This is a genomic window from Amniculibacterium aquaticum, from assembly GCF_003852705.1.
In the GTDB taxonomy this organism is placed as follows: Bacteria; Bacteroidota; Bacteroidia; order Flavobacteriales; family Weeksellaceae; genus Amniculibacterium; species Amniculibacterium aquaticum.
Genome location: NZ_REFA01000003.1, coordinates 1 through 12,111, shown reverse-complemented (window position 1 = coordinate 12,111; position 12,111 = coordinate 1). Strand labels below are relative to the sequence as shown.

Genomic DNA, 12,111 nt, shown 5'->3' with positions numbered 1-12,111 from the left:
CATGAAAATACTATTAATATCATCTCATTTTTTTCCTTTAATTAATCCTCGATCATTTCGAGCTACAGAATTAGCAAAAGAATTAGTTCGTCAAGGAAATGAAGTAACAGTAGTTACATTACATAATTCTAAACATGCAGAGTTTTCCAAAGAATTTAATGTAGAATTTAAATATTTACCTGATTTAAAATGGAAAGAAATTTCTATTCAAGGGGGTGGAATTTCATCTAAAATAAAAAGGGGATTAAGAAGAACTATGCAGTTAGTTGCTGAATACCCAGCGGTTGAATTAACTGGTTTAGTTAAGGATTATATTAACAAGGAAAATAAACAATATGATGCGCTTATAAGTATTGCAGTTCCTTATCCAATTCATTGGGGAGTTGCTGCTTCTGATTGGAAAAACATTGCTAAAACTTGGATAGCAGATTGTGGTGATCCTTATTACGGCGATACTTCAGATTCATTTAAAAAACTATTCCATTTTAAATTTGTTGAAAAATGGGTTTTTTCTAAAATGGATAAAATCACAATTCCGATTGAAGAAGGTAAAAAAGGTTATTTTGCAGAATTTCATCATAAAATGAATATCATTCCTCAAGGATTTGATTTTAATATTAACAAATCCGAGTATCAAAAAAATGAGGTCCCAACTTTTATTTATGCAGGTGGTTTTATTCCAGGATATAGAGATCCACAACCTTTTTTAGAATATTTAACAAAAGTAAATAAAGATTTTAAATTTATTATTTACACAAATACAACCGGATTAATTGAACCTTATTTAAAAACATTAGGAAGTAAAATTGAAATTAGAGATTATATACCTAGAGAAGAGTTAATGCTAGAGCTTTCTAAAGCCGACTTTTTGGTAAATATAGATAATGCTGAAACAGTTCAATCACCAAGTAAATTAATTGATTATAAAATTGCTGATCGTCCAATCTTAAATGTTAAAAAAGGAAATGTTGATGAAAAATTAGTCAATGAATTTCTGGATTATAATTTTATTAATCAACTTAATATAAATGATTTAGATCGTTTTGATATAAAAAATGTTGCAAATCAATTTGTTAATCTAATAAAAAAATAAACTATGCTTAAGTCAATTAAAGATTTTATTATAAATTTTCAAGGATATAAAACGAACAGAAAGTTAGTTGCTTTTTTAGTAGATGATTATGGAACAATTCGTATTGCTTCTTCTGAAGCTTTAGCAGAATTAGAAAAAAATGACAATACAGTTGCAGATAATCGTTTTAATAAATTTGATGACATAGCTTCTAAGGAAGATCTTGAAATGCTTTTTAAAGTTCTAAAATCAGTAAAAGATAAAAATGGGCACGCAGCAATTTTTACACCAGTAACTGTGGTAGCTAATCCTGATTTTAAAGCAATTAAAGAAAGTGGTTTTAAAAGTTACTTTTACGAAAATTTTTATCAAACACTGGATAAAAGAGAAGATGGTAATGAGATAAAAAACCTTTGGAAACAAGGAATACAAGAAGGAATATTTGTACCTGAATTTCATGGACGTGAACATTTAAATGTACGTTTTTGGATGAACTATTTGAGAAATAAAGATGAAAATATTTTAAAAGCTTTTAATCATAATTCAATTGGGGTTAATCCTAAGATTAAGCAAAATTATGATTATATGGCTGCTTATGATTTAATTGAACAGAATCATATAGACGAATTAAATAGTATAACAAAAGATGGATTAGATTTATTTGAAAAATTGTTTGGTTATCGTTCTGTATTATTTACACCTTCTGCTTTAATTCATCATGATGATATGCATAGTGATTTAAATTCTGTAGGTATTAAATATATTGATATGGCACGATCTCGTATGATGCCAAATTATACTGGAGCTAAATCAAAAAAATTCCATTATTTAGGTCAAACAAATAATTTAGGTCAAAAATACATCACACGAAATGTAATGTTTGAACCAAATGATGGTCCTAATGCTGTTACTAATGCTTTAAATGCAATTGCAGTTGCTTTTAAATATAATAAACCTGCAATTATTAGTTCGCATCGTGTAAACTTTGTAGGAAGTAAAGATGTTTCGAACCGAGATAAAGGATTGAAAAACTTAAAAGAATTGTTAGATGCGATTGTTTCTAAATGGCCCGATGTAGAATTTGTACCAATTAGAGATGTTTTTAAATAATATTTTATGATAAAAAGTGTTATAAATAACGCATCAATTAATGCTCAAAATATTCTTGGCAAAAAAATTAATCAAAAAGTTCTTGTCATAGAATCTGATGATTGGGGTAGCATTCGTATGTCCTCAAGTCAAGCTTATACTAATTTATTAAATAATGGAATATCAGTTGATAAATGTCCATACAATAGATTTGATAATCTCGAAACAAATAATGATTTAGAAGCTATTTATGATTTGTTATTTTCTTTGAGAGATAAAAATAATAATCCTTTAAAAATTACAGCGAATACAATTGTTGCTAACCCTGATTTTGAAAAAATTAAATCCTCTAATTATCAAAAGTATTTTTACGAAGATTTTACAGCGACTTATAAACGATTAAACAATCAAGATACATTTAATACTTTTTTACAAGGAAAAAATAATAATTTGTTTATACCTCAATTGCATGGAAGAGAACATCTACAAGTTAATTTATGGTTAGATAAATTAAAAGAAGGGGATAAAGAAACACTTTTTGCATTTGATAATGAGGTTTACGGCCATCCTACAAAATTGTTTTCAACCAATAAACAAAGTTTTCTTTCGGCTTATCATTATAGAAATATGAACGACGAGCATCAGATGCTCCAATCTATAGATGAAGCAACTTTAATGTTTGAAAAATTTTTTGGTTTTAAATCTGAATCTTTTATTGCTCCTCGATATATTTGGAATGATAATATAGAAGAACGATTAAGTGAAAATAATGTAAAATATATTCAAGGTGTAATTGTACAAAATATACCAAAGGATGATTTTTATAGAAAAAAAATTAATCTTTTTGGAAAACAAAATAGATTAAACCAAACTTACATTACACGAAATGTATTTTTTGAACCTAGTTTAAATCCAAAATTTAATTGGGTGGCAGATGCGTTAAAGAGGATTAATGTAGCGTTTAAATGGAATAAACCAGCAGTAATATCAATGCACCGTTTAAACTTTATGGGTAGTCTTAACGAAGACAATAGAAAGAATAACTTAATGTTATTAAAAAACTTAATAACGGAAGTTAAAAGGTTACATCCAGATGTCGTTTTTAAGTCAACAAACGAACTAGGCATACTTATAAATATGGTTGATTTATGAGAAAACGGATTTTATTTTTAATACCATCTTTGTCTATTGGTGGAGCAGAAAGAGTTTTAATAAATCTTTTAAAAAAGATAGATTATAATAAATATGATATAACCATATGTTTATTTGGTTATTATGGTGAATATTTAACTGAGGTCCCAAAAGGTGTTAAAGTTATAAGTATATTTAATAACTCATTTTTAGCAAGAGTATTTACTTTTCTACAAAGAAAACTTAGAATATCTTTTTTATTAAAGAGAATAGCTTTACATAAAATTAAAAATGAATATGATGTTGGTATTTGTTTTTCAGATGGTTTATTAACAGATGTGTTATTGATGTTAAATAACAGATTAAAAAAGAAAATTACTTGGGTACATTCATGTTATAAAAGTCAAAAAGGATTAGAAAATGTTTATAAAAAAGAATATAATAAAAAACTAGTTAAAAATAGATATAATATATTAGACAATATAGTTTTTGTAAGTAAACAATCTAAGCTTGAATTTGAACAATTATTCGGTGATGTTTCTAATAGAGTAATTATATCTAATATATTTGATTCGAACTCTATTTTAGAAAAGTCAAATGTAATTGTAAACGATATTGTAAACGATAAAAAGCATGTTAAATTAATCGCAATAGGAAGATTAGTAGAAGTTAAAGAGTTTAGAAAATTAATAGATGCTATTCATATATTAATTTCAAAAATAAATAATTTAGAATTACAAATCTTTGGAGATGGACCTTTAAAGAATGATCTTCAAAATCAAATTAATAGTAAAGGTTTAAGTGATTATATAAAGCTTAATGGATTTGTAGCTAACCCTTATCCTTATTTGAAATCAAGTGATATATTTATTTTATCCTCTTCTTCAGAAGCTTTACCTACAGTTTTAATAGAAGCAATGATATTAAAGATACCAATTGTTTCTACTCGTAATAGTGGTGCTATTGAAATTTCTGATAATGGAGAATATGCTTTATTATCAGATCATACTGTTGAAGATTTATCTAATAAAATTGAAAAAATGATAAATAGTCAAAAACTGAGAGATTATTATGTAAAAAATGCAACTAACCGAGTATATGATTATGATGAATCAAAAATTTTATTACAAATAGATAATCTTTTAAATAAATAACATGGTTAAAAATAATAATCCATTAGTATCAGTTATTATGCCTGTGTTTAATGGTGAAAAGACAATTTTACTAGCTTTAGAGTCATTAAAGTTACAATCTTATAAAAACTGGAAATGTTATATTATAAATGATGGATCAACAGATTCTACAAAAGATATATTAGATAATTTAGATGATTCTAGATTTATTATTATTCATTTGGAAATGAATCAAGGACGTTCAAAAGCTAGACAGATTGCTTTGGATTTAGTTGAAGGTGAATATCTAACATTTTTAGATGCTGATGATTTTTATCATGTAGAAAAGTTGAAAAAACAGCTTCAAATATTTAATGATTATCCTCAGGTTGATTTAGTAAGTTGTGGAATGGGATGTTATGATGATAATTTTGATTTAATTACTGTAAAAGGAAATAAAAAAATTGGACCTGAAATGTATAAAATTTCAATGCATTTTTATCCTGCAAGAGCTCCTTCAATGATTAGATTACCTAAAGCTAAAACAATAAAGTATAATAGTAAATTAAAATACGCTGAAGACACTGACTATTTTACAAGATATATTAATAATAATAAGTATTATGTAACTAATGAAATTTTATATTATTATTCAGAATTTACATCAGTTAATTCAAAAAAAATATTAGATGGCTATTTAAGTGAAGCTCTAAGAGGTATGTATATCTTATATGATTATCCGTTCTCAGGTTTTAAAATATTTATTTTATCAATTATGAAATGGTTTTATATTAATATTAAAATATTTTTTGTAAATCATAGGGAATTAATAAAAAGCAGAGGTTTAGAAGCTGAAATATATGAGAAAGAAAAATTTTCAACTAATTTGAAAACTTTAAAGAAAGATTATGAATAAGTTATTGTATATAGCTACAAGCGATATTCATTTGGCTACTTTTCATAAACCATATTTAAAGTGGTTGGTAGATAATGGAGTACAAGTAGATATTGTAGTAGAAAATAGAGGGAATATAAAATTTGAGGGTGTTGCAAATACTTTTTGTTTAGATTTTCCAAGATCTATAACAAACAAAAAACTATTGTCTAATTATAAATCACTTAAAAAAATTATTGATAACGGGAACTATAATATTATACACTGCCATACCCCAATTCCAAGCATGCTAACTCGGTTAGCTGCAAGAACTGCAAGAGCAAAAGGTGCAAAAGTTCTATATACTGCTCATGGGTTCCATTTTTATAAAGGAGCTCCTCTTTCTCGTTGGTTAATGTATTATAGTGCTGAATATGCTTTAAGTAAATTTACCGATGCAATTATTACTATAAATAAAGAAGATTATGGTTATGTAAATAATAAAATGTTGCATAAGGATTCATACCATATAAAAGGAATTGGAGTAGATTCATCACGTTTTAAACCTTTAAATAAAGAAGAAAAGAGTGAAAAGCGAATAGAGCTAGGATTAGATCCAGATAAATTTGTATTACTTTATGTAGCAGAATTTATTCCACGAAAAAATCATGAGTTTGTAATTCGTTCAATTCAATCACTTCAGAAAACTATACCTAATTTACAAGTATTATTTGCAGGTAAAGGAGAGTTGTTGGATAAAATGAAACAATTATCTAAAGAACTTGAAGTTGATAGTTCAATCAAATTTCTTGGTTTTAGAAAAGATGTACATTTATTAAGTGCTATTGCTGATATTGGAATCTCATCAAGTAAACATGAGGGGTTAGGTCTAGGGTTGACTGAAGAAATGTTTTGTAAAGTTCCTATTATCGCTAGTTATGATAGAGGGCATAAAGAAATGGTTGTTCAAGGAGAAAATGGTTACATGTTTCAGCAAGGAAACTTAGAAGAGTTTATAGAATATGTAAATCTGTTATATCAAGATGAAAATTTACGATTGAAAATGGGAGAAGCAGCCTATATTAAAGCTCAAGAATTTGAAATTAAAAATTCTTTAAATTCGATGATAACTATTTACAATAAATACATAAAAAGATGAAAATAGGTTTTGTTTTAAATAGTTTACAAGATGGTGGAATAGCAAGAGTGGCAACAACTTACGCAAACCTTATAGCGGAGAATACAAATAATGATGTTTATATAATTGTTTTACATAAGATAATTCCATTATTCGAAGTAAGTTCTAAAATTAAAATAATTGAAAATGATAGTATAAGGAGTGTAGGGAATAAAATATCTTATACGATTAACACATTTCTTTTTTTACGTAAAGTATTTAAAGAATATAAGTTTGATCGTTTAGTTGTGAATGGAGAGTGGATTACATCATTTTCTTATTTTGCTTCAGTAAATACGGGGACTAAAAAGGTGTATTTTTTCGATCATTCAAATCCACTAAGAAAAAAACAATCACCTTATGCTTTTGCAGATAAAATTGCTTATAAAAAAGCAGATAATATATTAGTTTTATCAGAAGCTGCAAAAGAAGTAATTAATAAAAAAGTACCGCAAGCGAAGAAAATTACTATTGTAGAAAATCCAGTTTTATTTTTAGATAAGAATGAAAAAATAGAATCTAAAAATATTATTATCTCAATGGGGCGTTTATCATCAGAAAAAGGTCAAGATATATTAATTAAAGCTTTTGCAAAATCGGATAATAAGGATTGGGAATTACATTTTTTAGGAGATGGACCTTTAAAAGCTGAACTTATTAAATTGGTAGAAAAATTAAATATTACAGAAAAAGTGGTTTTTCTTGGAAATCAAAAAAACATAGCAGATTTCTTAAGTACGGCTAAAATTTATGTTATGCCTTCTAAAACAGAGAATTTCCCTATGGCTCTTCTAGAAGTAATGTCACTTGGATTACCTTGTATTGTTACAGATTGTATGCCATGGAGAGGTGATGAAGATTTTATTATTAATAACGCTAACGGAATTAAAGTTCCAGTAGATGGTGTAGATGAAATGGCTATGGCTTTAAGTAGGTTAATTAATAATGATGAAGAGAGAAGCTTTTTCAGTAAGAAATCATTAGAAATAAGAGAAAGATTAAACTTAAACAAAACTTTAGAAGCTTTTTCTAAAGCAATTAAAATTTAATACAATGCAGGCAATAAATAGAACAAAATATTTTCTTTATTATTTAAAAGAACTAGATTATAATAAATTTTCGAAGTTCTTAAATTACACTTGTAAATTAACAGGGAAATCAAAATTTAATATCATTTTAGATATGATTAATTCTACATATAAATATAATGTAGGAATAATGGACTATTTTATCTTTCGTTTTTTTGAAAAAAATGAAGAGGAAAGATCTAAATGGGTTGGAACTGGATATAAATACGAATTCGATTTAAAAACAAACCCAAAAGAAACCCGTTCAATTCTTGAAAACAAGTTAGAGTTTTATGACGCTTATAAAGAATTTATTTTTCATCCTTTTTGTAAACTACAAGATATAAAAAATAAAAATGATGAAGCCAAAGCTGTTTTAGACAATAAAACAGGTAAAATGGTGCTTAAAGATTCTTTAGGACAATGTGGATATGATGTGGAAATTGTTAAAACATCAGATTACACGTTAGATAATCTTGCTACATATATGCAATCTAAAGGTTACGATATGGCCGAAGCTTTTATCCAACAACATGATGAAATTAATAAAATTTCAGCTACAGGATTAAATACAGTACGTATGTTTACCATAATTAATAATCAAGGTGGAGTAGATTTTATTGGTGCGCGTTTAAGAATTAGTGTAAATAGCCATGTAGATAATTTAGCTTCTGGAAACATTGCTTGTCCAATAGATATAGAAACTGGTAAAATAAACGGACCGGGTATTTATAGCGATATTACAAAGCAAGACGAAACACATCACCCAATTACAAATATTTCTTTAATCGGTTTTCAAATTCCAATGTGGGATAAAGTAGTCGAATTAACAGAAAAAATAGCTTTAGCACATCCTCAAAATAGAGGAGTTGGTTGGGATATCGCAATCACAAATGATGGAATAGATTTCATTGAAGGAAATCATAATTGGTGTAAAGCTTTATGGCAGTTACCTGTTAAAAAAGGAATGAAAGATATTTTAGAGAAGTACAAGTAAACGAATTGAAATGTATAAAAACTATCTTAAACGGTTATTCGATTTTATAATAGCATTAGTAGGATTAATTTGTTTATCTCCTATTTTTATTGTGGTTACAATCGGATTGTATTTTGCAAATCAAGGTAAACCATTCTTTTTTCAAGAACGTCCAGGATTAAATGATAAAATATTTTATATCATTAAGTTCAAAACGATGAATGATAAAAAAGATGCTGATGGAAAACTTTTACCAGATGCCGATCGTTTAACACCAATTGGTTCGTTTGTTCGTAAAACATCCTTAGATGAAATTCCACAACTAATTAATGTTTTGAAAGGGGATATGGCCATTATCGGGCCTCGTCCTTTACGTACATATTATTTACCTCTATATAGCGAGGTACAAAAAACAAGACATCATGTTCGCCCTGGTATTACAGGCTGGGCACAAGTTAATGGTCGTAATGCTATTTCATGGACTAAAAAGTTTGAATTAGATGTTTATTATGTAAATAATATTAGTCTAATGTTGGATTTAAAAATATTTTTTCTAACAATTAAAAAAGTTTTTATTAGAGAAGGTATTAGTAAAGAAGGTCATGTAACAACTGAAGCTTTTAATGGAAAAAATTAAAGAAAAAATTCTAATAATAGGAGGGGGTAATGTAGGAGGATTTATAATTAATAATATAGATCAATTTAGTAGCTCCAATGAAGTGATTGGTATTTTAGATGATGATATTTCTAAAATAGGGAAAGAGTTTTGGGGAATAAAAGTAGTAGGAACTGTAAATGACTTACCTAAATTTACATCTAGATATGAACGCTTAGGTATTGTAATTTCTATAGCAAATCCGATAATTAAACAAAAGATTTATAATTCTATATCAAATACTTCAAATATATTTTTCCCAAATTTTATTCATAATAATACCTGGATTAGTAAAAAAGTTAAAATAGGTCAAGGAAATATAATATATCCTGGAGTAAGTATAAACTATGAAACAGAGGTAGGTGATTTTACTACAATTAATATGAATGTTTCTATTGGACATAATTGTTGTATAAATAAATTCTCAACATTATCTCCAGGTGTTAATATAGCCGGATTTACGAGAGTAGATAGGGGATCTTTTTTAGGGATTGGTTGCTGTTCTACACAAGGACATACTATAGGTAAATATTGTACCATTGGTGCAGGATCTGTAATTATTAGAGATGTGCCAGATTATGCGGTTGTAGTGGGGAATCCTGGTAAAATTATTAAATATAATGAACCTGTGATTGAGATAGAAAAATGTGAAAATAAATAGGGTGTTTTATTGATTCGGAAGAATGTAAAATGCTAAATTTGATTTAACTAAAAACATAACAAATGAACTCAAAAATTTGGCTTTCTTCCCCACACATGGGCGGAAATGAACTGAAATACATCCACGAAGCTTTTGATGAAAACTGGGTGGCTCCACTTGGTCCAAATGTGAACGGACTGGAAGAGGATTTGGAAAAATTCTTGAAAACCGATGTTAAAGTAGCGGCTTTATCTGCCGGTACAGCTGCCCTCCACCTTGCCCTTATCGAGTGCGGCGTTTCCCACGGTGACGAGGTCATCTGCCAATCCATGACTTTCTCGGCTTCTGCCAATCCCATCGCTTATCTGGGGGCAACGCCGGTCTTTGTAGATTCAGAAAAAGAAACCTGGAACCTCTGTCCCATCGCTCTGGAAGAGGCAATAAAAGACAGAATAGCCCAAGGAAAAACGCCCAAAGCCATAGTCGCTGTGCATTTGTACGGTATGCCTTTCAAAGTTGATGAGGTAACTGCCGTTGCCGAAAAATATAACATTCCATTGATAGAAGATGCTGCCGAAGCTCTAGGCTCCACCTACAAAGGCAAGGCTTGCGGTACTTTCGGTAAGTTCGGAGTGCTCTCCTTCAACGGGAATAAAATCATTACCACTTCCGGTGGCGGTGCCTTGGTGTGCCAAACTCAGGCGGACAAAGACCAAGCGGTTTTTCTCTCCACACAAGCCCGAGACAATGCGCCGCATTACCAACATTCACACATCGGCTACAACTACAGAATGTCCAACATTTCTGCCGGTATCGGTCGTGGACAAATGGAAGTTCTAAACGATAGAGTAGCAGCAAGAAGAAAGATGAATGCCTTTTACCAAGAACTTTTTAAAGATATCAAAGGAGTTACCGTCTTCACAGAACCCAATCTGTCTGAAACCGACAACCATCAACCAACAACCGACAACTATTTCTCCAACCATTGGTTGTCCGCCATTCTCATCAATCCTGAAATTGCGGGGAAAACCCGAGAAGACTTGAGATTAGCATTCTTGGAAGACAACATTGAGTCCAGACCTTTGTGGAAACCCATGCATTTGCAACCGGTTTTTGCGGACAGTCCGTATTACGGCAGAAAAGTAGCCGAAGAATTGTTCGACGACGGATTGTGCCTGCCATCGGGATCCAACCTTACGGATGAAGACAGAGTACGCATAGCAGCAGTGGTACAAAAAGTATTCGGATAAAAAACCTACAGTAAACCTCCTAAGATTTGAAACCTTAGGAGGTTTTTATTTTAATAATTTTTACTGTTCATGCAATCTTCCCATTCTTAGTAACACTTCCAACCCAACTCCAAACACCAAAACACCAAACACCATCAACCATCCAATGGAGTCGACCTCATTTTCGTGGCGTTAAAAAATGAAGATAAAAAGGCGTTAAAAATTGATTCTGTTTGAGAAGGCGAGGGGTAAAGCGAGGGCTCGAGTTCATCAATTTTAGCCTTTTTAACTTTATTTTAGCCAAAGAAAATGCAGTCTTGATTTTTGGTTCTTTTCATCAAGGAAAAGAACAAATAAGCAAACCACTTACCACCAACCCTCAACTAGACACCAAACACTAAAAACCAAACACCATCAACCATCCAATGGAGTCGGCCTCATTTTCGTGGCGTTAAAAAATGAAGATAAAAAGGCGTTAAAAAATTGATTCTGTTTGAGAAGGCGAGGGGTAAAGCGAGGGCTCGAGTTCATCAATTTTAGCCTTTTTACCTTCATTTTAGCCAAAGAAAATGCAGTCTTGATTTTTGGTTCTTTTCATCAAGGAAAAGAACAAATAAACAAACCACTTACCACCAACCCTCAACTAGACACCAAACACTAAAAACAAAACACTAAAAACAAAACACTAAAAACCAAACACCAACAACCCCCAATGGAGTCGACCTCATTTTCGTGGCGTTAAAAAATGAAGATAAAAAGGCGTTAAAAAATTGATTCTGTTTGAGAAGGCGAGGGGTAAAGCGGGGGCTCGAGTTCATCAATTTTAGCCTTTTTACCTTCATTTTAGCCAAGGAAAATGCAGTCTTGATTTTTGGTTCTTTTCATCAAGGAAAAGAACATATAAATAACCACCAACCTCAACTAGAAACAAAATACCAAACACCATCAACCATCCAATGGAGTCGACCTCATTTTCGTGGCGTTAAAAAATGAAGATAAAAAGGCGTTAAAAAATTGATTCTGTTTGAGAAGGCGAGGGGCGTAGCGAGGGCTCGAGTTCATCAATTTTAGCCTTTTTACCTTCATTTT

At 29.8% G+C, this 12,111-nt stretch carries 11 protein-coding genes; all 11 read left to right on the top strand.

Annotated elements, in window-relative coordinates:
* Nucleotide 1 precedes the first annotated feature (1 nt).
* On the top strand, nucleotides 2–1,093 hold the full coding sequence (locus tag EIY84_RS02065) for a glycosyltransferase family protein (protein WP_124640013.1): 1,092 nt from the start codon (nucleotides 2–4) through the stop codon (nucleotides 1,091–1,093).
* A gap of 3 nt (nucleotides 1,094–1,096) precedes the next feature.
* A complete protein-coding gene (locus EIY84_RS02060; RefSeq protein WP_124640010.1) occupies nucleotides 1,097–2,182 on the top strand; it encodes a polysaccharide (de)acetylase in 1,086 nt (361 codons plus the stop codon).
* A 6-nt stretch (nucleotides 2,183–2,188) separates the two neighbouring features.
* Nucleotides 2,189–3,313 carry a hypothetical protein gene (locus EIY84_RS02055; RefSeq protein WP_124640007.1) on the top strand — a complete coding sequence of 375 codons (1,125 nt, stop codon included), beginning with the start codon at nucleotides 2,189–2,191 and terminating at the stop codon, nucleotides 3,311–3,313.
* Nucleotides 3,310–4,446 (top strand): glycosyltransferase, encoded by a 1,137-nt coding sequence (locus EIY84_RS02050; protein ID WP_124640005.1) that lies wholly within the window; start codon nucleotides 3,310–3,312, stop codon nucleotides 4,444–4,446. Before EIY84_RS02055 ends, EIY84_RS02050 begins: the two co-directional genes overlap by 4 nt.
* 1 nt (nucleotide 4,447) lies before the next feature.
* Complete coding sequence (locus tag EIY84_RS02045) at nucleotides 4,448–5,320, top strand: glycosyltransferase family 2 protein (RefSeq protein WP_124640003.1); 873 nt, start codon at nucleotides 4,448–4,450, stop codon at nucleotides 5,318–5,320.
* The gene (locus EIY84_RS02040; protein ID WP_124640001.1) at nucleotides 5,313–6,437 is read left to right on the top strand and encodes a glycosyltransferase family 4 protein; all 1,125 of its coding nucleotides are present in this window, start codon (nucleotides 5,313–5,315) and stop codon (nucleotides 6,435–6,437) included. The genes EIY84_RS02045 and EIY84_RS02040 overlap by 8 nt, the downstream gene beginning before the upstream one ends.
* Nucleotides 6,434–7,504: a glycosyltransferase gene (locus tag EIY84_RS02035; protein ID WP_124639999.1), complete on the top strand. Its 1,071-nt coding sequence runs from the start codon at nucleotides 6,434–6,436 to the stop codon at nucleotides 7,502–7,504. The genes EIY84_RS02040 and EIY84_RS02035 overlap by 4 nt, the downstream gene beginning before the upstream one ends.
* Nucleotides 7,505–7,508: 4 nt before the next feature.
* On the top strand, nucleotides 7,509–8,519 hold the full coding sequence (locus EIY84_RS02030; protein ID WP_124639997.1) for a sugar-transfer associated ATP-grasp domain-containing protein: 1,011 nt from the start codon (nucleotides 7,509–7,511) through the stop codon (nucleotides 8,517–8,519).
* A gap of 10 nt (nucleotides 8,520–8,529) precedes the next feature.
* Nucleotides 8,530–9,135 (top strand): sugar transferase, encoded by a 606-nt coding sequence (locus tag EIY84_RS02025; RefSeq protein WP_124639995.1) that lies wholly within the window; start codon nucleotides 8,530–8,532, stop codon nucleotides 9,133–9,135.
* Nucleotides 9,122–9,814: a NeuD/PglB/VioB family sugar acetyltransferase gene (locus tag EIY84_RS02020; protein ID WP_124639993.1), complete on the top strand. Its 693-nt coding sequence runs from the start codon at nucleotides 9,122–9,124 to the stop codon at nucleotides 9,812–9,814. The genes EIY84_RS02025 and EIY84_RS02020 overlap by 14 nt, the downstream gene beginning before the upstream one ends.
* A gap of 62 nt (nucleotides 9,815–9,876) precedes the next feature.
* Nucleotides 9,877–11,043: an aminotransferase class I/II-fold pyridoxal phosphate-dependent enzyme gene (locus tag EIY84_RS02015; RefSeq protein WP_124639991.1), complete on the top strand. Its 1,167-nt coding sequence runs from the start codon at nucleotides 9,877–9,879 to the stop codon at nucleotides 11,041–11,043.
* Nucleotides 11,044–12,111 lie beyond the last annotated feature (1,068 nt).

Excerpts from the sequence above, each read along its gene's own strand:
- EIY84_RS02060 (WP_124640010.1), top strand. The coding sequence starts at position 1,097 with ATGCTTAAGTCAATTAAAGATTTTATTATAAATTTTCAAGGATATAAA.
- EIY84_RS02040 (WP_124640001.1), top strand. The coding sequence starts at position 5,313 with ATGAATAAGTTATTGTATATAGCTACAAGCGATATTCATTTGGCTACT.
- EIY84_RS02065 (WP_124640013.1), top strand. The coding sequence starts at position 2 with ATGAAAATACTATTAATATCATCTCATTTTTTTCCTTTAATTAATCCT.
- EIY84_RS02025 (WP_124639995.1), top strand. The coding sequence starts at position 8,530 with ATGTATAAAAACTATCTTAAACGGTTATTCGATTTTATAATAGCATTA.
- EIY84_RS02045 (WP_124640003.1), top strand. The coding sequence starts at position 4,448 with ATGGTTAAAAATAATAATCCATTAGTATCAGTTATTATGCCTGTGTTT.
- EIY84_RS02015 (WP_124639991.1), top strand. The coding sequence starts at position 9,877 with ATGAACTCAAAAATTTGGCTTTCTTCCCCACACATGGGCGGAAATGAA.
- EIY84_RS02055 (WP_124640007.1), top strand. The coding sequence starts at position 2,189 with ATGATAAAAAGTGTTATAAATAACGCATCAATTAATGCTCAAAATATT.
- EIY84_RS02050 (WP_124640005.1), top strand. The coding sequence starts at position 3,310 with ATGAGAAAACGGATTTTATTTTTAATACCATCTTTGTCTATTGGTGGA.
- EIY84_RS02030 (WP_124639997.1), top strand. The coding sequence starts at position 7,509 with ATGCAGGCAATAAATAGAACAAAATATTTTCTTTATTATTTAAAAGAA.
- EIY84_RS02035 (WP_124639999.1), top strand. The coding sequence starts at position 6,434 with ATGAAAATAGGTTTTGTTTTAAATAGTTTACAAGATGGTGGAATAGCA.
- EIY84_RS02020 (WP_124639993.1), top strand. The coding sequence starts at position 9,122 with ATGGAAAAAATTAAAGAAAAAATTCTAATAATAGGAGGGGGTAATGTA.